Here is a 25198-nt window from a genome sequence, read left to right on the forward strand (position 1 = left end):
CATGATGGTCCTCGAGGGCGCGCCCGCCCTGTCGCCGTTCCGCCGCGAACGTCTTGAATCCCGCCTGCAGTCCATCGCTCCCTCCCTGCGCATCAGCGGCGCCTGGCACGTCTACTTCGTGCAGCCCGAAGGCACGGCCGCGCCCGACGTGGCCACCCTGTGCCGCATCCTGGAAGCCCAGCCGCAGGCGCAGGCCGTGGCCGACGGTGCGGTCAGCCGCGTCGTGGTGCCCCGCCTGGGCACGCTGTCGCCGTGGTCCAGCAAGGCCACCGAACTGGTGCGCGGTGCCGGCCAGCCGGTCAGCCGGGTGGAACGCGGCCTGCGCATCGACGTGCTGGGCTGGCCGGCCGATGCCGCCGCCCAGCAGGCCCTGGTGAAGGCCCTGCATGACCCGATGACGCAGTCGGTGCTGGAATCGGCCGAGCAGGGCCAAGCGCTGTTCAGCAGCCCGGCGCGCGGCGAACTGGAACGCGTGCCGGTGGACCAGCTGGAGGCCGCCAACCAGCGCCTCGGCCTGGCCATGGCCCAGGACGAGATCGACTACCTGCGCGAACGCTTCACCGCGCTGGGCCGCTCGCCCTCGGACGTGGAACTGATGATGTTCGCGCAGGCCAATTCCGAGCACTGCCGGCACAAGATCTTCAACGCCAGCTGGACCATCGACGGCCAGGAACAGGACCGTTCGCTGTTCCGCATGATCAAGAACACCCACCAGCAGACCCCGCAGCACACGCTCAGCGCGTACAGCGACAATGCCGCGGTGATCGAAGGCCATCCGGCCTCGCGCTACCGCCCTGATCCGGCCACCGGCGAATACCGCCGCGAGCCGCAGGTGCCCAGCGCGTTTCAGATCAAGGTGGAAACGCATAACCACCCGACCGCGATCGCGCCGTTCCCGGGTGCTTCGACCGGCAATGGCGGCGAGATCCGCGATGAAGGCGCTACCGGCCGTGGCGGCAAGCCGAAGGCCGGCCTGTCCGGTTTCTCGGTCTCGCACCTGCGCATTCCCGAGCTGCCGCAGCCGTGGGAAGCGCCGCGCGCGCTGAACCCGCGCATGGCGCCGGCACTGGAAATCATGACCGATGGCCCGCTCGGCGGCGCCGCGTTCAACAACGAGTTCGGCCGCCCGAACCTGCTCGGTTACTTCCGCAGCTTCGAGCTGCCCGAAGGCGCCGATCTGGTCCGCGCCTACGACAAGCCGATCATGCTGGCCGGTGGCCTGGGCGCGATCGATCGCATCCAGGTCGACAAGATCAAGCTGCAGGCCGGTGATGCTGTCATCGTGCTGGGTGGCCCGGCCATGCTGATCGGCCTGGGCGGCGGTGCCGCCAGTTCGGTGGCCTCCGGCGAAAGCGCCGAGGACCTGGACTTCGCCAGCGTGCAGCGCGATAACCCGGAAATGGAACGCCGCTGCCAGGAGGTCATCGACCGCTGCGTGGCGATGGGCGCCAACAACCCGATCAAGTTCTTCCACGACGTCGGCGCCGGTGGCCTGTCCAACGCCATCCCCGAGCTGCTGCACGATTCGAACGTGGGCGGCGTGATCGACCTGGGCAAGGTGCCCACCGATGACCCGTCGCTGTCGCCGATGCAGCTGTGGTGCAACGAATCGCAGGAACGCTACGTACTGGGCGTGGCCCAGGAACGCCTGGCCGAGTTCGCCGCGCTGTGCGCGCGCGAGCGCTGCCCGTTCGCTGCGGTGGGCGTGGCCACGGCCGAAGAGCACCTGGTGGTGGCCTATGGCGCCGTGCCGGGCCACACCCCGGCCGACGCGCCGATCGACCTGCCGATGGACGTGCTGTTCGGCAAGCCGCCGAAGATGCACCGCGACACCGCGCACCCGCCGGCCCCGCGCTGGCCGGCGCTGAAGACCGGCGGGCTGGATCTGCAGGAAGCCGGTCTGCGCGTGCTGGCGCACCCCACCGTGGCGTCGAAGAACTTCCTGGTCACCATTGGTGACCGCAGCGTGGGCGGCCTGACCGCGCGCGAACAGATGGTCGGCCCGTGGCAGCTGCCGGTGGCCGACGTGGCCATCACCCTGGCCGACTTCGACGGCGTGGCCGGCGAAGCGATGTCGCTGGGCGAGCGCACGCCGCTGGCCCTGCTCGATGCCGCCGCTTCGGCGCGCATGGCCGTGGGCGAAGCGCTGACCAACCTGTGCGCGGCCCCGGTCGACGCGCTGGATGAGATCAAGCTGTCGGCGAACTGGATGGCCGCCGCCGGCCACCCGGGCGAAGACGCGCTGCTGTACGACGCGGTGAAGGCGGTGGGCATGGAACTGTGCCCGCAGCTGGACATCAGCATTCCGGTGGGCAAGGACTCGCTGTCCATGCAGGCGCAGTGGCACGACCAGGGCGAAGCCCACAAGAGCGTGTCGCCGGTGTCGCTGGTCATATCCGCGTTCGCGCCGGTGGCCGATGTGCGCCAGCAGCTGACCCCGCTGCTCGACCGCGAGGTGGACAGCGAGCTGTGGCTGATCGGCCTCGGTGCCGGCAAGCAGCGTCTGGGCGGTTCGATCCTGGCCCAGGTGCATGCCGACCAGGGCGATCTGCCGGCCTTTGCCGGTGCCGCCCCGGACCTGGACGACCCGCAGCGCCTGCGTGGCTTCTTCGAACTGATCCGCGATGCGCGCCAGGCGGGCCTGCTGCGTGCGTACCACGACCGCAGCGATGGCGGTGCCTTCGCCGCGCTGTGCGAAATGGCCTTCACCTCGCGCCTGGGCCTGGACATCACCCTCGATGCCTGGGGCGATGATCCGTTCCGCAGCCTTTTCAATGAAGAACTGGGTGCGGTGGTGCAGATTGCCCGCGAAGACCGCGCCGCGTTCGCCGATCTGGTCGAGCGCCACGCGTTGATCGAGTGCGCACAGCGCATCGCCAAGCCGACCACCGCACCGGTGGTGCGCGTATCGCTGGGCGGCGAAAACCTGGCCGAGTGGCGCTGGGAAGCGCTGTTCGACGCCTGGTGGTCGGTCACCCACGCCATGCAGAAGCGCCGCGACAACCCGGAAAACGCCGACGCCGAGCGCGAGATCGCCCGTGCCTTCAACGCACCGGGCCTGAAGCCGAAGCTCAGCTTCGACCTCGCCGAGGACGTGGCAGCGCCGTTCATCAACACAGGTGCGCGCCCGCGCGTGGCGGTGCTGCGCGAGCAGGGCGTGAATGGCCAGATTGAAATGGCCAACGCCTTCGAACGTGCCGGCTTGAGCGCGTTCGACGTGCACATGAGCGATCTGATCGAAGGTCGCGTGGCCCTGCAGGACTTCACCGGCCTGGTCGCCTGTGGCGGCTTCAGCTACGGCGACGTGCTGGGTGCCGGCCGTGGCTGGGCCACCTCGGTGCTGGAACGCAGCGCACTGCGCGATGCCTTCGCCGCGTTCTTCGCCCGCGAAGACAGCTTTGCGCTGGGCGTGTGCAACGGCTGCCAGATGATGAGCCAGCTGAAGGACATCATTCCCGGTGCCGAGCACTGGCCGCAGTTCCGCCGCAACGCCAGCGAGCAGTTCGAAGCCCGCACCGCGCTGCTGGAAGTGGTGGAATCGCCGTCGATCCTGCTGCGTGGCATGGCCGGCTCGCGCCTGCAGGTGGCCGTGGCCCACGGCGAAGGCCGTGCAGTGTTCGCCAATGCGGTGGACCAGGCGGCCGCGCGCGTGTCGCTGCGCTACATTGATGGCAACGGCAACGTGGCCAGCCAGTACCCGCTGAACCCGAACGGTTCGCCGGACGGCATCACCGGCCTGACCAGCAGCGACGGCCGGGTGACCATCATGATGCCGCACCCCGAGCGCACCCCGCGCGCGCTCAACCTGAGCTGGGCACCGGCGGAATGGCAGGGTGATTCGCCGTGGATGCGGATGTTCCGCAACGCACGCGTCTGGTGCGGCTGATCGTCCACCCCGCGCACGCGCCAATTCGATGACGTATGGAAACCCGCCGGCAACCCCGGCGGGTTTTTGTTTGTATTGCGTGAATATCGTGTGCTGTCCACGAGTTACAGCGCGTTACACGCGCTACGACATGTTCACGTGGTTCTAACGAAATAACCGCATAAACGCATAAAACGGTGAACTGGTTCACGACAGTAGGTTTTGTTCCGTCAAACTCTTGACGGAAGATAATCTTCACGTTAACACTGCCAGTCCGTTTTGAATTCATTCATTTCGTAGTAACGCATTGCGCAACGGAAGGCGCTCTTGCCTCTCTGCGCGTTCTGCGCGAACACCGTCGTAAATCACGCGAATAGACGCCCCCAGGGGACGTTGGGCCGGATGGCCCAGCGATGGCGTTGCTTTGCCTAAAAACCAGTCCACTCAGGAGCCGTATCGATGAATCGGATTTATCGCAAGGTCTGGAACAAAGCATTGGGTCAGTTGGTCGTTGCCTCGGAACTGGCAACCTCGGACCAGGCCGGTACGGTTGTCGACAAGCGGCAGAAGCAGGGCGGCAGCGCGCCAACGGTGCTTGCCGCCGGCCTGCTGATGGCCCTGGGCTGGACAAGCCTGGCGCAGGCGCAGTCGGTGGAAGTGGGCGGCAACGCCAATTGCGTAACGATCAGCAGCAGCGTGATCGACCAGTGCGTGGTCGATGGCAGCGCCAACGCCAGTGGCCGCAACGCCGTTGCGGTCGGCACCGGCAGCACCGCCAGCGCGGCCAACAGCGTGGCGCTGGGCGCAGGCTCGACGGCCAACCGCGCCAACACGGTGTCGGTCGGCGCCAGCGGCAACGAACGGCAGATCACCAACGTGGCCGCGGGCACGGCGGCCACCGATGCAGTAAATCGCGCGCAGCTGGATGCACAGGCACAGGCACAGGCGCAGGCCACCCGGGCCGCACTGGCCGCGGCCACTGCAGAAGGCAGCCGCTACTTCAAGGCCGACGGTGCCGGCGATGACAGCGACGCGGCGCAGATCGACGGCGAGGGCGCATTGGCCGCCGGCGCCGACGCCACGGCCAGCGGCGACGACACCACCGCGTTGGGCAGCGCCGCGCAGGCCAGCGCCGACAGCGCGACGGCCGTCGGTGCGCAGGCCCAGGCCAGCGGCAGCGGCAGCACCAGCGTTGGTGCCGGCAGCGTCGCCAGTGGTACCGCATCGGCCAGCTTCGGCGTCGGCGCCGAAGCCACCGGCGGCTACAGCACCGCGCTTGGCGGCTTGTCCAACGCATCTGCATTCAACGCCACGGCGGTCGGCAATGCCGCCAACGCCACTGGCTCCAGCAGCGTCGCGGTCGGCGGTGATGCACAGGCCAGCGGTGCCAACAGCACCGCCACCGGCCAGGCGAGCATTGCCAGCGGCACCAACAGCGTGGCGGTCGGTGGCGCCCTGTTCGGCCTGCTCGCGACTGAAGCATCGGGCGATTACTCCACCGCCGTCGGTGGCGGCGCGTGGGCGCCGGGTACCAACAGCACGGCACTGGGCAATGCCGCCGAAGCGCAGGGCGACAACAGCGTCGCCCTGGGTGCTGACTCCATCGCCAACCGTGACAACACCGTGTCGGTGGGTGGCGCAGGCAACACGCGCCAGATCACCAACGTGGCCGCCGGCACCGAAGGCACCGATGCGGTGAACAAGGACCAGCTGGATGCAGTGGCCGCCGCCGCCGAAGCCACCAGCAAGTATTTCCAGGCCAGCGGCAGTGACGACAGCGACGCCGGCGCACTGGCCGAGGGCGACAGCGCACTGGCCGCCGGTGAAGCGGCCAATGCCATCGGCGATGGCACCACCGCACTGGGCGGCGGCGCACTGGCCATTGCGGCCAACGCGACGGCCGTGGGCTACAACAGCTCGGCCACCGGCGAAAATGCCGCCGCCGTGGGCAGCAACGCGCAGGCCAGCGGCAGCGACAGTGCCGCCCTGGGCAGCGGCGCGGTGGCCAGCGAAGTGAGCAGCACCGCGACCGGTACCGGCGCGCAGGCCACCGGCGTGTACAGCACCGCCAACGGTGCCGAAGCCATCGCCAGCGGCGCGCAGTCGCTGTCCAGCGGCTTCCGCGCTTCGGCCTCGGCCGATGGCACCACTGCCGTGGGTGGCTACAGCGAAGCCAGCGGTCGCCTCGGTTCGGCACTGGGCTACGGCACCCTGGCCAGCGGTGCCAACAGCACCGCCGCAGGTGTGTTCGCCACCGCCACGGGCGCCGGTTCGGTGGCCGTGGGTGAGGCCAGCGAAGCCAGCGGCGATGAGAGCGTGGCCATCGGCGGCAGCACCTACTTCGGCCTGATTCCGGCGCGCGCCAGCGGCTACGGTGCGGCGGCCTACGGTGCCGGCGCCTGGGCCACCGAAGACTATGCAACGGCTATCGGCTGGAACGCCTGGGCCGATGGTGCGCAGTCCACCGCACTGGGCGCCAGCGCCACCGCCAATGGCAGCAACAGCGTGGCCATCGGTGCGGCCTCGCAGGCCGACCGTGACAACACGGTGGCCGTCGGCGCCGACGGCAACGAACGCCAGATCACCCACGTGGCCGACGGTACCGAAGCTACCGATGCGGTGAACAAGGGCCAGCTGGATGCAGTGGCCAGCGTGGCCGAAAACACCAGCACCTACTTCAAGGCCACCGGCAGTGATGACAGCAGCGCCGGTGCGTTCGCCGATGGCAGCAATGCCACCGCCGCCGGTGAGGCCGCCAATGCCCTGGGCAATGGCACCACCGCACTCGGCAGCGGCGCCACCGCGGTCAACAGCAACGCCACAGCGGTGGGCTTCAACGCATTGGCCAGCGGCCAGAACAGCGCTGCCTTCGGCAACAACGCGCAGGCCGTCGGCCCGGGCAGCGTGGCCGTCGGTGGTGCCGCGGTGGATGAGCAGGGCAACCCGCTGATCACCAACGGCGGCGTGCCGGTCGATACCGGTGCGACCAGCGCCGGCGTGGGCGGCACCGCCGTCGGTGCCAGTGCCGAAGCCGGTGGCTTCGCCTCCAGCGCCTACGGCGTGGGTGCCTATGCCGGCGGTGCGCAGTCGGCGGCGTTCGGCGCCGTGTCCAACGCCATTGGCGATTACTCCACCGCGCTGGGCACCAGCAGCGTGGCCACCGGCACCAGCAGCGTGGCCATCGGTGGCCCGGCCGACCTGATTCCCGGCCTGGGCTTCTTCGTGCAGACCCAGGCCAGTGGCGAAGCCGCCACGGCGGTCGGCGCCGGTGCCATTGCCAGCGGCGACTACGCCACGGCCAACGGCACGCTCACCGAAGCGTCGGGTGCCGAGGCGACGGCGGTGGGCTACTTCGCCTACGCACCGGGTGAACAGTCCAGCGCGCTGGGCGCACAGACCTGGGCCAGTGGCGCGCAGAGCACGGCGGTCGGCTTCTACGCCACCGCGCGCGGCGCCAACAGCGTGGCCCTCGGCGCGAACTCCGAAGCGGTGCGTGACAACAGCGTGGCCGTGGGCAGCAGCGGCAACGAACGGCAGATCACCAGCGTGGCCGCCGGTACCGAAGCCACCGATGCGGTGAACAAGGCGCAGCTCGATGCGGTGGCCGACACCGCCGATACCACCGCGCACTTCTTCCAGGCGCAGGCCGAAGAGGGCACCGATGCCGGTGCCTATGCCGAGGGCGCAGGTGCGGTCGCGGCCGGTTCGGCCAGCAATGCGATCGGTGCCGGCGCATTGGCGCAGGGTGCCGGTGCCGGCGCGCTGGGCGCCGATGCCGTGGCACTGGGCCGCAACACCTTCGCCGACGGCGATGGCGCGGTGGCCGTGGGTGGCCTGGGCCAGGCCTACGACGAGTACAACCAGCCGCTGCTGGACGACGAAGGCAACCCGGTGCAGGTGGGTACCACTGCGTCGGCCGGTTCCACGGCAGTGGGCAACGCGGCGCAGGCCACCGGGCTGACCAGCAATGCCTTCGGCAGCGGCGCGCAGGCCACCGGCGACAACAGCTTCGCGGCGGGCAGCAAGTCGCGCGCCACCGGCAGCTATGCCGTCGCCATCGGTGACAGCGCGTTTGCCAAGGCCGATGACAGCACCGCCGTGGGCGGTTACAGCACCGCCAGCGAAGCGGGCGCCACCGCGTTCGGTTCCGGCGCCTGGGCGACCGGCAGCAACGCCTCTGCGTTCGGCCCGGCCGCATGGGCAAGCGCCAATGGCGCCACCGCCATCGGCTACAACAGCTGGGCCAACGGCACCAGTTCCACGGCGGTCGGCCGTGGCGCCTTCAGCTACGGCGCCAACAGCGTGGCACTGGGCTTCCAGGCACTGGGCAACAGCATCAACAGCATCGCCATCGGCACCAACACGGTGGCCGGCGGTGAAAGCGCCATCGCACTGGGTGCTGGCAGCACGGCCAGCGGCAGCAATGCGGTCGCGCTGGGTGCAGGGTCGGTGGCCGATCGCGATGGCAGCGTGTCGGTGGGCAGTGCCGGCAACGAACGCCAGGTCACCAACGTGGCTGCCGGTACCCAGTCCACCGATGCGGTGAACAAGTCGCAGCTCGATGCAGTGGCCGCTGCCGGTGAAGCGACCAGCAAGTATTTCCAGGCCAGCGGCAGCGACGACAGCGATGCCGGCGCCTATGTGGAAGGGGACAACGCGCTGGCGGCCGGTGAAGCGGCCAATGCCATCGGTGACGGTGCCAGCGCGCTCGGCGCCGGTGCCAACGCCATCGGCAGCAACGCGCAGGCCATCGGCTTCAACGCTCTGGCCACCGCCGCCAACGCCAGCGCGGCCGGTGCCAATGCACAGGCCACCGGCGAGTACGCCACTGCGCACGGTGCCGAAAGTGAAGCCAGCGGCGAACAGAGTGCCGCCTTCGGCGCGGCCGCCGTGGCCAGTGGCGCCGGCAGTACCGCCAGCGGCGTGCTGTCCGAAGCCAGCGGCGAAGAAGCGGTGGCCGTGGGCTACTTCAGCACCGCCAGCGGCGAGGCATCCACCGCGGTGGGCAGCGAAAGCGTGGCCAGCGGCACCGCCTCGGCGGCCTTCGGCATCGGTGCCGAAGCCACCGGCGGTTACAGCACCGCCATCGGCGGCTATTCCAGCGCATCGGCGTTCAACGCCACCGCACTGGGCAACTTCGCCAACGCCTCCGGTTCCAACAGCGTCGCCCTGGGCGGCGATGCCGAGGCCACGGGCGCCTACAGCACCGCTACCGGCCAGGGCAGCCTGGCCACCGGCACCAATGCGGTGGCCGTCGGTGGTTCGTTGTTCGGCCTGCTGGCCACCGAAGCATCGGGTGACTACTCCACCGCCGTCGGTGGCGGCGCCTGGGCACCGGGTACCAACAGCACCGCGCTGGGCAACGCAGCCGAATCGCAGGGCGCCAACAGCGTCGCCCTGGGTGCCGACTCCATTGCCGACCGTGACAACACGGTGTCGGTGGGCGGTGCGGGCAATACGCGCCAGATCACCAACGTGGCCGCCGGTACCGAGGGCACCGATGCGGTGAACAAGGACCAGCTGGATGCAGTGGCCGCCGCCGCCGAAGCCACCAGCAAGTACTTCCAGGCCAGCGGCAGCGACGACAGCGACGCCGGCGCCTACGTGGAAGGCGAGAACGCGCTGGCGGCCGGTGAGGCGGCCAATGCCATCGGCGATGGCAGCACCGCCCTGGGCAGTGGCGCCACCGCCGTTGCGGCCAACGCCACCGCGGTCGGCTTCAACAGCCTGGCCACCGGCGGCAATGCGGCCGCGGTCGGCACCAACGCACAGGCCAGCGGCGAAGACAGTGCCGCCCTGGGCAGTGGCGCGGTCGCCAGTGCAGTGAGCAGCACCGCGACCGGTGCCGGCGCACAGGCCAGCGGCGTGTACAGCACTGCCAACGGCGCAGAAGCCATCGCCAGCGGCGCGCAGTCGCTGTCCAGCGGCTTCCGCGCTTCGGCTTCGGCCGACGGCACCACCGCGGTGGGCGGCTACAGCGAAGCCAGCGGTCGCCTCGGTTCGGCACTGGGCTACGGCACCCTGGCCAGCGGCGCCAACAGCACCGCGGCTGGCGTGTTCGCCACCGCCAGCGGCGCCGGTTCGGTGGCCGTGGGTAATGCCAGCGAGGCCAGCGGCGCTGAAAGCGTGGCCATCGGTGGAAGCACCTACTTCGGCCTGATTCCGGCCCGTGCCAGCGGTACCGGCTCGGCCGCGTTCGGTGCCGGTGCCTGGGCCACCGACGACTACGCCACCGCCATCGGCTGGAACGCCTGGGCCGATGCGGCCGACGCCACCGCGCTGGGCGCCAATGCCAGCGCCAGCGCAGCCAACAGCGTCGCGTTGGGCAGCGGTTCGCAGGCCACCCGTGCCAACACGGTGTCGGTCGGCACGGCCACCGCGCAGCGGCAGATCACCAACGTCGCCGCCGGTACCGAAGCCAGCGATGCAGTGAACAAGGGCCAGCTGGATGCGGTTGCCGCCACCGCCGATGCGGTCGGCCAGCGCTTCCAGGCCAGCGGCACCGGCACGGCCACGGCGTCGGGTACCGACGCGGTGGCCATCGGCGCCAACGCCACGGCCAGCGGCAGCCGCAGCAATGCGGTCGGCAGCGGTGCCACCGCCATCGGCAACGCCGCACTGGCGCTGGGTGCCAACAGTGGCGTCACCGGCAACAACTCGGTGGCCCTGGGTGCGGGTTCGCGCGCCGTGGAAGCCAACGTGGTGTCGGTCGGTGGTGGCAATGGCACCGCCGGTCCGGCCACCCGCCGCATCGTCAACGTGGCCGATGGCCGCATCGCCGCCGGCAGCACCGATGCGGTCACCGGTTCGCAGTTGAACGTGACCAACCAGCGCGTGGGTGCGGTGGAAACCCGCGTGGGTGATTTCGACTCGCGCATCGCCACCATGGAAACCAGCACCGCCAATGCCGTTGGCTACGACGATGCCAGCCGCGATCGCCTGACCCTGTCCGGCATCGACGGCACCACGATCGACAACGTGGGCGCCGGCAGCATCGCCGCCGGCAGCCGCCAGGCGGTCACCGGTGGCCAGCTGTTCCAGTCGCTCAGCGATGCCGCCAGCTTCCTCGGCGGTGGCGCCAGCGTCGGCCTGCAGGGCGTGTTCGTGGCACCGAACTACGTGATCCAGGGCAGCACCTACAGCAACGTGGGCGACGCACTGGGCGCGCTGGATCGCAAGGTGACCGAGCTGGACCAGCGCACCGCCGGTGGTTCCAGCCGCGCCAGCACCGCCAGCACCGCCACGGCCAGCCTGCGCAGCGCCAGCACCACCGCGCAGGCGTCGGTGGCCGAACTGTCCACCGCGGCCGAGTCGGATCCGGTGGCATCGCGCACCGACATTCCGGCCAAGCCCAGCGTGGGTGGCACCAGCGCCGCACAGCCGGCTGCCGCCGTCGGTGCGGTCAGCGTGGGTGAAGGCGCAGTCGCCAGTGCAGCCTCGTCCACCGCCATCGGCCAGGGCGCGACGGCCTCGGCCGCCAACGCGGTGGCCCTGGGCCAGGGTTCGATTGCCGATCGTGCCAACACCGTGTCGGTGGGCAGCGAGGGCAACGAACGCCAGGTCACCAATGTGGCCGCCGGTACGGCCGCCACCGATGCGGTGAACAAGAGCCAGCTGGACCGCGGCATCACCACCGCCAACAGCTACACCGACAGCCGCGTGCAGGCCGTCGCCGACAGCTTCGATGTGTTCAAGGGCGAAGTTGATGGACGCCTGCGCCACATGGATCGCCGCATCGACCGCCAGGGTGCGATGAGCGCGGCCATGCTGAACATGGCCACCAGTGCCGCCGGCATCCGCACCCAGAACCGGGTAGGCGTCGGCATCGGTTTCCAGGGCGGTGAATCGGCGATGTCGCTGGGCTACCAGCGTGCGATCAGCGATCGCGCCACGGTCACCCTGGGCGGTGCGTTCAGCAGTGATGACGCCTCGGTCGGCGTCGGTGCCGGCTTCGGCTGGTAAGCGGGAAGCGCGTGCCGGTGGCCACGTGCCACCGGCACGTCATGCAGTGAAGGCCTGAGGGGGCGAGGCACGGCAACCCTGGTGGGCCAGCCAGGGCAGTCGCAGGGAATGATGGCCGTAGTGAGCTCCGCCCGTGCAATGGGTGGAGAAGGAAAGCTCAACCATGACCTTGAAGAGGATTTCGAACGTGACCAAGAAGCAGAACCTTCGCATCAACGTACTGGCTGCCGCCGTGCTGTCGCTGACGGTCGGCGTCGGTGCCGCCCATGCGATCAATCCGGGCACGCCCAGCGCACCGGCCCGTGTGGCCAGCGCCGACCAGCAGGCCGTGGACGGCATCATCGTCAAGTACCGCACCGGTACCGCCGCCGCCAGTGACCGTTCGAGCAAGCTCACCGTCGTGCAGTCGGCGCTGTCGCGCGCGATTGTCAGCAGCGGCACCAGCAGCCGCGCGTTGTCGCTGTCGCCGCAGGTCGAGCGCAAGCTGGGCACCGGTGGCGATCTGATCCGCCTGAAGTCGCGCCTGGCCGGCGCGGAAATGAAGAAGGTGCTGGCCGAACTGAACGCCGATCCGTCGGTGCAGTACGCCGTGGCCAACGTGCGCCTGCAGCGTTCGGACCTGCGCGCCAGCAATGCGCAGCCGGCACTGGTGCCCAACGATCCGAACTACGCCCAGTACCAGTGGAACTTCTACAACGCCACCAGCGGCGTGAACGCGCCGGCGGCGTGGGATGTCTCGCAGGGCGAAGGCGTGGTCGTGGCCGTGCTCGACACCGGCATCCTGCCGGGCGTGCCGGACTTCGGCGACAACCTGCTGCCGGGCTACGACTTCATCAGCGACAAGGAATCCTCGCGCCGCCCGACCGACGGCCGCGCGCCGGGCGCCACCGACTACGGCGACTGGGTGGAAACGGCCAACGAGTGCTACAACGGCTCGCAGCCGGAAGGCAGCTCCTGGCACGGCACCCACGTGGCCGGCACCATCGCCGAAGTGACCAACAACGGCAGCGCGCTGGCAGGCCTGGCCTACAAGGCCAAGGTGCTGCCGGTGCGCGTGCTCGGCAAGTGCGGCGGCACCCTGGCCGACATCAGCGACGCCATCACCTGGGCCTCCGGTGGCACCGTGGCCGGCATTCCGGCCAACACCACCCCGGCTGAAATCATCAACATGAGCCTGGGCGGCGGCGGCGCGTGCGACGCGGCCTACCAGGATGCGATCAACGGCGCCGTCTCGCGCGGCACCCTGGTGGTGGTAGCCGCCGGCAACGAAACCGACAACGCCGCCAACTACCGTCCGTCCAGCTGCGCCAACGTGGTCTCGGTCGGCGCCACCCGCGTCACCGGCGGCATCACCTACTACTCCAACTACGGCACGGTGGTCGATCTGGCCGCACCGGGTGGCGGTGGCAGCGTGGACGGCAACCCGAACGGCTACATCTGGCAGGTCGGCTCCAGCTCCGACACCACCCCCGATGCCGGTGAGTGGGTGCTGATGGGCAAGGGCGGTACCTCCATGTCCTCGCCGCACGTGGCGGCCGTGGCCGCCCTGGTGCAGAGCGCACTGGCTGCCAATGGCAAGGATCCGCTCAGCCCGGCTGAACTGGAAACGCTGCTGAAGCAGTCGGCACGTCGCTTCCCGGTCACCATTCCGGCCGCCACCCCGATCGGCACCGGCATCGTCGATGCCAAGGCCGCACTGGATGCCGCGCTGAAGGAACCGTGCACCGAGAACTGCGAACCGGAAGGCATCCCGCTGACCAACAAGGTGGCCATCAGTGGCGTGGCCGGCGCTGCCGGCAGCGAAACCGTCTACACCTTCCAGGCTGAAGCCGGCAAGCAGCTGAGCGTGCTGACCTATGGCGGCACCGGCAACGTGTCGGTCTACCTGGCGCAGGGCCGCGTGCCCACCGCCACCGACAACGATGCCAAGTCGACCCGCCCGGGCAACACCGAAACCGTGCGCGTGGCCAAGCCGGTTGCCGGCACCTACTACGTGAAGGTGGTGGGCGAGGCGGCATTCGGCGGCGTGACCATCCTGGCTACCCAGTAACGGCCCAGCGGTTGCACATGTTGTCGTAAGTGAATTGGCGGCGCCCGTTACCGGAAGGTGACGGGCGTCGTCTTTTGTGGTCCTGCGCGTGCAGGACGGCGGAAACCCCGGCCAAACTGCTAAAGTCAGGGCGATCGACAGGAGAGTCATGTGAACGCGCTCGCAGCTACCGCCCACGACGACGCCGAAGGCCGCATCCTGGATGCCCTGCTGTCGCGTGGCCGGTTGAAGGATGCTGACCTGGCGCGCGCGCGGCCGCTGCATGCCGAAGCCGGCGGCAGCCTGCTGGCGCTGCTGGTGCGGCTGGGCCTGGTCTCCGAACGTGACCAGGCGCAGGCCAGCGCCGACGTGCTCGGCCTGCCGCTGCTGGAAGGCAAGCAGTTGCCCGAGGCCCCGCCGCAGTCGCTGGCCGAAGGGCTGCCGCTGTCGCAGCGATTCCTCAAGCAGTTCCATGTCTGCCCGTTGGCGCTGGACGAACACGGGGTACGCCTGTGGCTGGCCGATGCGCACGATCCCTACCCGCAGCAGGCCGTGCAGCTGGCGTTGGGCGTACCGGTCACCCCGGTGCTGGGCATGCGCGCGGAAATCGACGATCTGGTTGAACGCTGGTTCGGCCAGGGCCGCAGCGCGATGGGCGCCATCGTGGAAACCGCCGATGGTGAAGGCGGCGCGGTGGACGATATCGAACACCTGCGCGACCTGGCCTCGGAAGCACCGGTCATCCGCCTGGTCAACCTGGTCATCCAGCGGGCGGTGGAACTGCGCGCCTCGGATATCCACGTTGAACCGTTCGAAAGCCGGTTGAAAGTCCGTTACCGCGTGGATGGCGTGCTGGTGGAAGGCGAAAGCCCGCCGGCCAACCTGACCGCGGCGGTGATCAGCCGCATCAAGATCATGGCGCGCTTGAACATCGCCGAGCGCCGCCTGCCGCAGGATGGCCGCATCATGTTGCGCGTGCAGGGCAAGGAACTGGACCTGCGCGTCAGCACCGTACCCACCGCGCACGGCGAAAGCGTGGTCATGCGCCTGCTCGACCGCGAAACCGTGGTGTTCGACTTCCACCGTCTCGGTTTCACCGATGCCTTCCTGCCGCAGTTCCGCAAGGTGCTGGAACAGCCGCACGGCATCCTGCTGGTCACCGGCCCCACCGGCTCGGGCAAGACCACCACGCTGTACACCGCGCTCAGCCAGCTCAATACCGCCGACGTCAAGATCATCACCGTCGAAGACCCGGTCGAGTACCAGATCGAAGGCATCAACCAGATCCAGGCCAAGCCGCAGATCGGCCTGGATTTCGCCAACGCGCTGCGCAGCATCGTGCGCCAGGATCCGGACATCATCATGATCGGCGAAATGCGCGATCTGGAAACCGCGCGCATCGCGATCCAGTCGGCGCTGACCGGCCATCTGGTGCTGTCCACACTGCATACCAACAACGCCGCCGGTGGCATCACCCGCCTGCTCGACATGGGCGTGGAAGACTATCTGCTGACGTCCACCATCAACGGCATCCTGGCCCAACGCCTGGTTCGCCGCCTGGAGCCCACCCACGCTGAGCGCTACGAGGCCTCGCCGGAGGAAATCGAACGCTTCGAACTGCGCCGCCTGCAGCCGCAGGGCACCATCCATCTGTTCCGCCCGAAGCCGTCGGCGCTGGCGCCCACCGGTTACCTGGGCCGCACCACCATCATGGAATTCCTGGTGATGAACGATGCGCTGCGGCGCGCGGTGATGCGCCGCGACGGCATGGGCGAGATCGAACGCATCGCCCGCGAGGCCGGCATGCGCACCATGTATGAAGATGGCCTGGCCAAGGCGTTGAGTGGGCAGACCACCATCGAAGAAGTACTGCGCGTGACCGAGGAGGGTTGATGCGCGCCGGAGCCTGCTGCTGACATGCCGAACTACCGCTACAAGGCGCTGAACCCGCATGGCGAAGTCTTCGATGGCCAGATGGAAGCGGCCAGCGAAGCCGAGCTGATCGCGCGTCTGCAGGACCAGGGGCACCTGCCCATGGAAACCCGGCTGGCCGATGGCGGCGCCGTTGGCGGCAGCAGCCTGCGCGGCCTGTTCCGGCCGCGGCCGCTGCAGGGCGCGGCGTTGCTGCAGTTCACCCAGCAGCTGGCCACCTTGCTGGCCGCTGGGCAGCCGCTGGATCGCGCACTGTCGATCCTGCTCGGCCTGCCCGAAGACGAGCGTTCGCGCCGGGCGATCACCGACATCCGCGACGTGGTGCGTGGCGGCGCGCCGCTGTCCACCGCGCTGGAACGGCAGCACGGTCTGTTCTCGCGCCTGTACGTGAACATGGTGCGTGCCGGCGAAGCCGGTGGCAGCCTGCACGACACGCTGCAGCGCCTGGCCGATTACCTGGAACGCAGCCGCGCGCTGCAGGGCAAGGTGGTCAATGCCCTGGTCTACCCGGCCATCCTGCTGGTGGTGGTGGGCGGCGCACTGCTGTTCCTGCTGGGCTACGTGGTGCCGCAGTTCGCGCAGATGTACGAAAGCCTGGACGTGGCGCTGCCATGGTTCACCAACATCGTGCTGCAGATCGGCCTGTTCGTGCGCGACTGGTGGATCCTGCTGCTGGTGGTGCCGGCGGTGTTGGTGCTGCTGCTGGAACGCAAGCTGCGCCAGCCCGCGTTCCGCCTGGCACTGGATGGCTGGCTGCTGCAGCGCCGTGGCATCGGCCGCCTGCTGGGCGAACTGGAAACCGCACGCCTGGCACGTACCCTGGGCACCCTGCTGCGCAACGGCGTGCCGCTGCTGGGGGCGCTGGGCATCGCCCGCAACGTGCTGGGCAACCGCGCGCTGGCCACCGATGTGGACAGCGCCGCAGACGAAGTGAAGAACGGTGCCGGCCTGTCGCTGGCGTTGTCGCGCGGCAAGCGCTTCCCGCGCCTGGCCCTGCAGATGATCCAGGTGGGCGAAGAATCCGGCGCGCTGGACACCATGCTGCTGAAGGCGGCCGACACCTTCGAACAGGACAGTGCCCGCCGCATCGATCGCCTGCTGGCGGCCATGGTGCCGGCCATCACCCTGGTGCTGGCCTCGGTGGTAGGCGCGGTGATCGTGGCCGTGCTGGTGCCGCTGTACGACCTGACCAATGCCATCGGTTGATGATGGCCCTTCCCACACTCCCGCTGTTGCGTACCTGAAAGGACCGACCATGATTGCTTCCCGTCGACCGATCCGCCTTTCCTTCACTGCCGCCCGCCACCAGTCGGGCATGAGCCTGCTGGAAATCATCATCGTCATCGTGCTGATCGGCGCGGTGCTGACCCTGGTCGCCAGCCGCGTGCTGGGCGGCGCCGACCGCGGCAAGGCCAACATCGCCAAGGCGCAGGTGCAGACCGTGGCATCGAAGATCGACAACTACCAGCTCGATACCGGCAAGCTGCCGGGCACGCTGGAAGACCTGATCAACGCCCCGGCCGGTACCGGTGGCTGGCTGGGCCCGTATGCCAAGGCGGCCGATCTGAACGACCCGTGGGGGCATGCGCTGGAATACCGCGCACCGGGTGAAGGCCAGCCCTACGATCTGATCAGCCTGGGCAAGGATGGCAAGCAGGGCGGCAGCAGTGTCGATGCCGATATCCGCTACGAGCCGTAAGCCTGCATGACCCGCATCCTGCCGCGCCGGTTGCCCCGCCCGCGCCTGCACGGCAGGCGCGCAGCGGGCCTGTCGCTGCTGGAAATGCTGCTGGTGATCGCGCTGATCGCCGCCATCGGCCTGATCACCGCCGCCGGCCTGTCGCGCGGCTTTGCCGGCATGCAGCTGCGCAGTGCCGGCAAGGACATCGCCAACCAGTTGCGCATGGTGCGCGCCCAAGCCATCGCGCGGGGCGAACCGCAGCGGTTCGTGATCGAACCGGCGCAGCACCGCTGGACCGGTGCCAACCAGCGCCAGGGCACGCTGCCGGAAACCCTGCAGGTGCAGTTCGAAGGCGCAGCGCAGTTGTCCACTGGCGCAGGGCAGGGCGTGATCGAGTTCCATCCGGACGGCGGCGCCAGTGGTGGCCGCATCCGCCTGCAGCGCGACAGCGCCGAATGGCGCATCGACGTGGGCTGGCTGACCGGCGAAGTACGTTCCGGCCCGTGGCAGGCGCAATGAAGCGGCGCGCGCGTGGCTTCACCCTGCTGGAAGTGATCGTGGCCTTCGCCTTGCTGGGCCTGGCGCTGACCTTGCTGCTGGGCAGCCTGTCCGGCGGTGCGCGGCAGGTAAAGGACGCCGAGCTGCGTACCCGCGCGGTGCTGCATGCGCAATCGTTGCTGGCCGCCGCCGGGGTGGAGGAGCCGCTGCAGGCCGGGCGCCAGCAGGGCGAGTGGGAGCAGGGGCGCTTCCAGTGGGAACTGCAGGTGCAGCCCTGGGTGGAGCCGCGCGCAGGCAACGCGCCGGTCGCCGATTCTCCCGGCGCGCCCTGGCTGGCCGAACTGCAGTTGCAGGTGCGCTGGGGCGATGGCGCGCGCGAGCAATTGCGTTGGCGCAGCCTGCGCCTGCTGCCGCCGGACCTGGAGCGTGCACGGTGAAACGGCAGGCACGCGGCTTCACCCTGGTGGAAGTGATGCTGGCCACCGTGCTGCTGGCCGGCGGCCTGGCGCTGGCGTTTGCCAGCGTGCGCTCGGCCATGGCGGTCAGCCAGCGTGGTGAACAGATCGCCGCCGACAGCGAGCGCATGCGCGCGGTGCAGGGGCTGCTGCGGCGGCAGTTGAGTGCGGCGCTGCGCAGTCCGATGGAAGTACCGGACCCCACCCGCGAGCCGGTGTACTTCAGTGGCGATGAAAGCGGCATGCAGTTCGTGGCCGATCTGCCGGGTTACCTGGGCCGCGGCGGCCCCTACCTGCATGCGCTGCAGGTGGAGGGCCAGGCCGGCGAGCGCCGCCTGCTGCTGGGCCTGGTGCTGCTGCAGGAAGGCGAACAGCTGCCGGAAACCCCGCCGCGTGCGCCGGAAGTGCTGGCCGAGCATCTGCGCGATGTGCAGCTGCGCTACCGCGGCGTGGATGCAGCCAGCGGCCAGATGACCGACTGGTTGCCGCGCTGGGACGATACCCGCCGCCTGCCGTTGCTGGTGGAAGTGCAGGTGCGGCCCGCGCGCGGCCCGGCCTGGCCGCCGCTGGTGGTCGCCCTGCGCGCCGGTGGTGCCGCCGGAGGCATCCGATGAGGACCAGGCGCGGGGCCGCGCTGGTGCTGGTGCTGTGGCTGATCGCGCTGATGACCGCACTGGTGGGCGCATTCGCGCTGACCGCCCGGGTCGAGCACCTGCAGCAGCGGGTGCTGGATGACGACGGGCGCGGCCAGGAACGCGCACGTGCCGGCCTGGAATATGCGCTGATGCGCCTGCGCGCCGATCCGCAGCGCCCGGCCTGGCAGGCCGACGGCCGCACCTACCGGTGGCAGTTCGACGATGCCCGCGTGGATATCCGCGTGGTGGACGAGAACGGCAAGATCAACCTGAATGTCGCCGACGCCGCGCTGCTCACCGCCTTCCTGAAGGCATTGGGCGAAAGCCCCGACGATGCGCAGCGGCTGGCCGGGGCCATCATCGACTGGCGTGACGAGGACAGTCTGCAGCAGCCCGGCGGCGGCGCCGAAGCGCCCGATTACGCAGCGGCCGGCCTGCCGTACGGCCCGCGCAACAAGCGCTTCGAAACCCTGGGCGAGCTGCAGCGGGTGCTGGGCATGCGCGCGGCGCTGTACCAGGCCATGCTGCCGCACATCACCCTGTACAGCCGCACGGCGCGGCCCGATCCGCGCTTCGCCACTGCCCCGGTGCTGGCGGCGTTAGGGCTGGACGCCGAGCAGGTATTGGCGCAACGGGCCCAGCAGGAGCGTGACGAAGATTCAGGTGCGGGCACGTCGACCCTTGCCAGCGGCAGCGGCACCTATAGTATCGAGTGCCGCGCCATCGACGGCAGTGGACGCCAGTCGGTTCTGAAGGCGGTGGTACGCAACGGCTCGGGCGGAGTGCCCGGCCAGACCTACACAGTGCTTCGCTGGGAGCAGGGAATGGCAGCAAGATGACAGCATGGCAGGACAGCGTGCGGCAGGCGCAGGGCCGGATCGGCCCTGGCGTCGGCCATTTCCTGCGCTGGTGGCGGCAATCGTTGCTGGCCTGGGTGCCGGCACGCTGGCAGTGGGCGCTGGGCTGGTCGCAGGCACGCCTGCTGCTGCAGCGCGACGGCGACCAGGTGCAGGTCTGGCGTGATGGCAGTGCCGGCCCCGAACGCGTGGTGCGCCTGCCGTGGCCGCTGGCGCCGGCCGATCTGGACCGCGTGCTGGAACCGCGCCTGCGGCGCCTGCCGCGCGTCTGGCTGCTGCCGGTGGCACAGGTGCTGCGCCGCAGCCTGCGCCTGCCCAGCGCCGCCGCCGATCGCCTGCACGCCGTGGTGGGCTATGAAATCGACCGGCAAACGCCCTTCGAGGCCGGCCAGGTCAGCTACGACGTACGCGCCCTGGGCATGGTCGGCGACGGCCTGCTGCAGGTCGAGCTGGTCGCCTGGCCGCTGCGCCAGCTGGACACCTGGCGCAGCCAGGCCGGTGACTGGGCCGATGCCCTGGCCGGCGTGGATGCCATCGACGAACACGGCCACACGCTGCAGGTGAACCTGCTGCCGTCGGCGCAACGCCAGCGCCGCGTGGATCCCAGCCGCCGCTGGAACCTGGTGTTGGCGGCTGCGGCGCTGCTGATGCTGGTGCTGGCCGCACTGCAGTTGCTGGACAACCGGCGCGACGCCGCCGACGCCCTGCGCGAACAGGTCGAGCGCAGCGCCCGCAGTGCCCGCGGCGTGGCCAGTGAACGCAGCCAGCTGCAGGCGCTGATCGACGGCGCGGCCTTCCTTGAAAAGCAGCGCAGCCAGCGTGCCACCACGGTGGAACTGTGGACCGAGCTGACCCGGCGCCTGCCCGACGGCACCTATCTGGAAAAACTGGCGATCGAGAACAACAGCCTGCAGTTGATCGGGCTTAGTGGGCAGGCATCGCAACTGGTGGCGCTGCTGCAGGATGCGCCGCAGTGGCGCAAGGTGAACCTGACCGGCGTGCTGCAGGCCGACGGCGCCAGCAGTGGCCGCGACCGCTTCACCCTGACCGCCGAACTGCAGCCGTTGCCGACCGCTCCCGCCCCCGCTGTACGCAAGGAGGCGGCCGATGCCGATGCCCAACCCGCGCCGTGACCGCTGGCTGGCGCTGGCCCTGCTGCTGGCCGTGCTGGGCGTGGCCTACCTGCTGCTGGTGCACCCCTGGTTCACCCAGCCGCTGCTGGCCATCAACGAAGACGTGGCCGCGCTGCGCGAACGCCAGCAGCGCGTGCACGCGCAGCTGCAGCAGCAGCCGCAGATCGAACAACGCTTGACGGAAACCCGCCAGGTGCTGGAACAGCGCCCCGGCTTCCTGCGCGAAGCCACTGCCGAAGCGGCTGCCGCCGCGCTGGGCGCACGGCTGCAGGATGCGGTGGCCATGGCCAGCCCCGGCAACCGCAGCTGCACCATCAGCAACCGCACGCCGCTGACCGACAACCGACGCGATGCCGAATTCGTGCGCGTGGCCATGCAGGTGCGGCTGCGCTGTGGCGTGGCCGAACTGGCCACCGTGCTGCACAGCCTGGAAACCGGCAGTCCGCGTCTGTTCGTGGACAACCTGAACCTGATCGCGCAGCGTTTCCAGCAGTCGGCCAATGAATCCGGCCTGGGCCTGGATGTGTCCTTCGAGCTGGCCGGTTACCTGTTGCCCGGCGCGGCCGCCGACAGCGCAGCGCCGGCGGTTGCCAACGCCGCGGTCGTTGCACCGGAAGCAGCCGCCCCGGCTGAGCCGGCCGCGGATGCCGCCGCCGATTCCGATGCAGGGGAGGGCGCCGAATGAAACTCGATGCGCTACCCCTGCGCACGGGGCTGCTGCTGGCCGTGGCCGGTTGGGCGGGCGCCTTGTGGCTGGCCACCGGCTTCGGCCTGGGCAGCCGCCTGCCAGCGGGCCCGGACGATACCGGCCGTGCCGCAGCATTGCCCTCGCTGCCGCCACTGGCGCCCGAACGCATGGCCGCGGCCGACAGTTACAGCGCCATCAGCGAACGTCCGCTGTTTGCCGAAGACCGGCGCCCGCGCCCGTACCTGCTGGGCGGCAGCGAACCGGCCGCCAGCGCGGCCCTGCGCCTGACCGGCGTGCTGCTGACCGACAGTTTCAGCATGGCCACCTTCACCACCGAACAGAACCGCTCGCTGCGCCTGCGCCTGAACGGCGAGGCCGTGGACGGCTGGCAGCTGGTCGCGCTGGAACCGCGCCAGGCGACCGTGATCGGCCCGTCGGGCAACCAGGTGCTGGAACTGGCCACCTTCAACGGGCAGGGCGGCGAACCGCCGACCGTGCTGCGCGGGGCCAATGGTGCGGTGCCGCCGGCCGGCGTGGTGGTGCCGCCACCGCCACCCAGCCCGGCCAGCGGCAGCAACAGCAGCGCCCAGCGCCCGGTCGACCTGGCGGCCTCCGCGACTGCCGGTCCGGCGGCGCAGAGCACGCCCGCCCCCAACACCAATGCCAACGGTCCCAGCGAAGCGCAGATGCAGGCCATCCGCGAACGCATCCAGGCCCGTCGCCGTCAGCTGCAGCAGCAACAACAGCAGCAGCAACAACCGTCGCCGCCCACGGGCGATGGCACCAACCGATAGAGTGAATGCATGAACCTGCGTTTCCTTTCTTCCTCGTTCCTCCTTGCGCTGCTGGTCGGCTGCACCACGGTGTCCGGCCCGCACGTGCAGCGCAACGGCAACCCGCAACCCACGCCGCCGGCCGGCCAGGCCGCCGCCGATGCGCAGGTGGCCGAAGGTGATGGCCAGAGCGGCGCGCCGCAGGCGGTCATCCGTCGTGGCAGCGGCACCATGATCAACCGCGAGGCCGCGCGCGCACCGTCGCCGGCGCTCAATACCGCCAGCAGCGGCAGTGCCACCTTCAACTTCGAGGGCGAATCGGTACACGCGGTGGTCAAGGCCATCCTGGGTGACATGCTGGGCCAGAACTACGTGATCGCACCGGGCGTGCAGGGCACGGTCACCCTGGCCACGCCCAAGCCGGTGTCGCCGGCACAGGCACTGAACCTGCTGGAGATGGTGCTGGGCTGGAACAACGCGCGCATGGTCTACAGCGGCGGTCGCTACAACATCGTCGCCGCCGACCAGGCCCTGGCCGGCACGGTCGCGCCCAGCACCGCGCCGGCCTCCAGCGCCCGTGGCTTCGAGGTGCGGGTGGTCCCGCTGCAGTTCATCTCCGCCAGCGAAATGAAGAAGGTGCTGGAGCCGTACGCGCGGCCCAACGCCATCGTCAACGTCGATACCGGGCGCAACGTGATTACCCTGGGCGGCACCCGTGCCGAACTGGAAAACTACCTGCACACCGTCGAGATCTTCGATGTGGACTGGCTGTCGGGCATGTCGGTGGGCGTGTTCCCGATCCAGTCCGGCAAGGCCGAGCAGGTCGCTGCCGATCTGGAAAAAGTCTTCGGCGAAGACAGCAAGACGCCCAGCGCCGGCATGTTGCGTTTCCTGCCGCTGGAAAACGCCAACGCCGTGCTGGTCATCACCCCGCAGGCGCGCTACCTGGACCAGATCCAGCAGTGGCTGGACCGCATCGACACCGCCGGTGGCAGCGCCCGCCTGTTCTCCTATGAACTGCGCTACATCAAGGCGCGTGACCTGGCCCAGCGCCTGTCCGAAGCGTTTGCCAGCAGCAACAACCGCAACAACCGCGGCAGTGCCACCACGCTGGCCCCGGGTGCGCAGCCGATGCAGCTGGACAGCACTGGCCAGACCGACACCCGCACCGACAGCAGCACGCTGGGCAGCACGGGTTCCAGCAGCAGCGGAATGGCCAGCACCATGAACCTGCCGCAGCGCCAGGAAGGCAACATCAGCGTCAGCCTGGACGTGGAAGGCGACACCGTCGGCGTTTCGGCAGTGGAAGAAACCAATGCGCTTCTGGTACGCGCCACCCCGCAGGCCTGGCGGTCGATCCGCGAAGTGATCGAGAAGCTGGACGTCATGCCGCTGCAGGTGCACATCGAAGCGCAGGTGGCCGAAGTCTCGCTGCAGGGCGAACTGAGCTACGGCGTGAACTGGTACTTCGAGAACGCCGTGCAGGGCCAGACCTTCCCCGGTGCCACCGGCGATGCCACCCTGCCCAGCGCCCTGGGCCGCAACGTGTGGGGCACCTTCGCCGGCGCGATCACCGGCAGCGAAGGGCTGGGCTGGACCTTCCTGGGCAAGAATGCCGCCGCAGTGGTCAGCGCGCTGGACAAGGTCACCGACCTGCGCCTGCTGCAGACCCCGTCGATCTTCGTGCGCAACAATGCCGAAGCCACCTTGAACGTGGGCGACAAGGTGCCGATCAGCACGGTGTCGGTGAACACCGGCGTGGGCACCGACAACACCTACAGCCAGGTGCAGTACATCGACACCGGCGTGATCCTGAAGGTGCGCCCGCGGGTGACCCGGGATGGCACGGTGTTCATGGACATCGTGCAGGAAGTGAGCAGCGCCGGCGAAGTGGCGGCCAACTGCGATCCGACTCGCACCCAGTGCAACCCGCGCATTTCCACCCGCAAGCTGTCCACCGAAGCGGCCATCCAGAGTGGCGACACCATCATGCTCGCGGGCCTGATCACCGATTCGGGCACCGATGGCCACAACGGCATTCCGGGCCTGAGCCGGATTCCCGTGGTGGGTGCGCTGTTCGGCAGCAAGACGCGCAACAGCCGTCGTTCGGAAGTGATCGTGCTGCTGACCCCGACAATCGTGCGCAACGGCCAGGAAGCGCGCGCGCTGACCGACGAATACAGCAGCCGCTTCCGCGCCATGGAGCCGATCGCCCCCAGCGCCCGCAAGAAATAAGGCCGGCAGGGCTTGCAGCCCTGCACCCGCGTAGAGTCGAGCTTGCTCGACTGCAGCAACGGCAACGGCAAAAGCGGGCATTCCGTGGGGGGCGGGGCGGTGTGGGTGGGCAGGACACGCCGTAAACCCGCCCATGGGGGCTCGTAGGCGCCATCCATGGCGCCTGCGGTCCTGCCCACCCACACCGCCCCACCTCTGACAGTTCCCCTATGCTGTTGGTAGGTGTCGACCTTGGTCGACACCTCTTTCAGATATCCAAAACCATCTGGGGTGAGAGCCCGTTGCGCAGCAACGGGATCCGCCCCCGAGCTGTTCCAACAGATCGCTGGAAACTGTCGAAGGCGGGGTGGGTCCGGTTGCGGGGGTATCCGCGGCATGGATGCCGCGGCCAAGCCCCCATGGATGGGTTTACGGCGTCCCCCGCAACCGGACCCACCCCGCCAACCCACGGATAG

General features: G+C 69.4%; 14 protein-coding genes. All 14 read left to right on the forward strand.

The features are described from left to right. Position 1 precedes the first annotated feature (1 nt). The 14 genes from purL (at position 2) to gspD (ending at position 24743) form a co-directional block, all read left to right on the forward strand. The gene (gene purL, locus C1932_RS03090; protein WP_108763340.1) at positions 2-3886 is read left to right on the forward strand and encodes a phosphoribosylformylglycinamidine synthase; all 3885 of its coding nucleotides are present in this window, start codon (positions 2-4) and stop codon (positions 3884-3886) included. A gap of 438 nt (positions 3887-4324) precedes the next feature. Next, a complete protein-coding gene (locus tag C1932_RS03095) occupies positions 4325-11827 on the forward strand; it encodes an ESPR-type extended signal peptide-containing protein (protein ID WP_108761197.1) in 7503 nt (2500 codons plus the stop codon). Positions 11828-12014: 187 nt separating this feature from the next. Continuing rightward, positions 12015-13877 carry a S8 family peptidase gene (locus C1932_RS03100; RefSeq protein ID WP_108763341.1) on the forward strand — a complete coding sequence of 621 codons (1863 nt, stop codon included), beginning with the start codon at positions 12015-12017 and terminating at the stop codon, positions 13875-13877. Positions 13878-14027: 150 nt separating this feature from the next. Next, entirely contained in the window at positions 14028-15749 is a 1722-nt protein-coding gene (gene gspE, locus C1932_RS03105) for a type II secretion system ATPase GspE (RefSeq protein WP_108752131.1), read from the forward strand. A gap of 24 nt (positions 15750-15773) precedes the next feature. After that, the gene (locus tag C1932_RS03110) at positions 15774-16994 is read left to right on the forward strand and encodes a type II secretion system F family protein (protein ID WP_108748471.1); all 1221 of its coding nucleotides are present in this window, start codon (positions 15774-15776) and stop codon (positions 16992-16994) included. Between the two features lie 49 nt (positions 16995-17043). Then, entirely contained in the window at positions 17044-17487 is a 444-nt protein-coding gene (gene gspG / locus C1932_RS03115) for a type II secretion system major pseudopilin GspG (RefSeq protein ID WP_108748472.1), read from the forward strand. Positions 17488-17493: 6 nt separating this feature from the next. Further along, positions 17494-17988 (forward strand): GspH/FimT family pseudopilin, encoded by a 495-nt coding sequence (locus tag C1932_RS03120; RefSeq protein ID WP_108748473.1) that lies wholly within the window; start codon positions 17494-17496, stop codon positions 17986-17988. Further along, the gene (locus tag C1932_RS03125) at positions 17985-18404 is read left to right on the forward strand and encodes a prepilin-type N-terminal cleavage/methylation domain-containing protein (RefSeq protein WP_108761198.1); all 420 of its coding nucleotides are present in this window, start codon (positions 17985-17987) and stop codon (positions 18402-18404) included. The genes C1932_RS03120 and C1932_RS03125 overlap by 4 nt, the downstream gene beginning before the upstream one ends. Further along, positions 18401-19036, forward strand: a complete 636-nt coding sequence (locus C1932_RS03130) for a type II secretion system protein J (RefSeq protein WP_108752133.1) — start codon at positions 18401-18403, stop codon at positions 19034-19036. The genes C1932_RS03125 and C1932_RS03130 overlap by 4 nt, the downstream gene beginning before the upstream one ends. After that, positions 19033-19896: a general secretion pathway protein GspK gene (locus tag C1932_RS03135; RefSeq protein WP_108761199.1), complete on the forward strand. Its 864-nt coding sequence runs from the start codon at positions 19033-19035 to the stop codon at positions 19894-19896. Before C1932_RS03130 ends, C1932_RS03135 begins: the two co-directional genes overlap by 4 nt. Further along, the gene (locus C1932_RS03140) at positions 19893-21047 is read left to right on the forward strand and encodes a PilN domain-containing protein (RefSeq protein WP_108761200.1); all 1155 of its coding nucleotides are present in this window, start codon (positions 19893-19895) and stop codon (positions 21045-21047) included. The genes C1932_RS03135 and C1932_RS03140 overlap by 4 nt, the downstream gene beginning before the upstream one ends. Continuing rightward, positions 21028-21732, forward strand: a complete 705-nt coding sequence (gene gspM, locus C1932_RS03145) for a type II secretion system protein GspM (protein WP_234412361.1) — start codon at positions 21028-21030, stop codon at positions 21730-21732. Before C1932_RS03140 ends, gspM begins: the two co-directional genes overlap by 20 nt. Continuing rightward, positions 21729-22529 (forward strand): general secretion pathway protein GspN, encoded by an 801-nt coding sequence (locus tag C1932_RS03150; protein WP_108761202.1) that lies wholly within the window; start codon positions 21729-21731, stop codon positions 22527-22529. The genes gspM and C1932_RS03150 overlap by 4 nt, the downstream gene beginning before the upstream one ends. A gap of 9 nt (positions 22530-22538) precedes the next feature. Next, positions 22539-24743: a type II secretion system secretin GspD gene (gene gspD / locus C1932_RS03155; protein ID WP_108761203.1), complete on the forward strand. Its 2205-nt coding sequence runs from the start codon at positions 22539-22541 to the stop codon at positions 24741-24743. Positions 24744-25198 lie beyond the last annotated feature (455 nt).

Origin of the sequence: Stenotrophomonas sp. YAU14D1_LEIMI4_1 (genome assembly GCF_003086815.1) — a bacterium.
Classification (GTDB): domain Bacteria; phylum Pseudomonadota; class Gammaproteobacteria; order Xanthomonadales; family Xanthomonadaceae; genus Stenotrophomonas.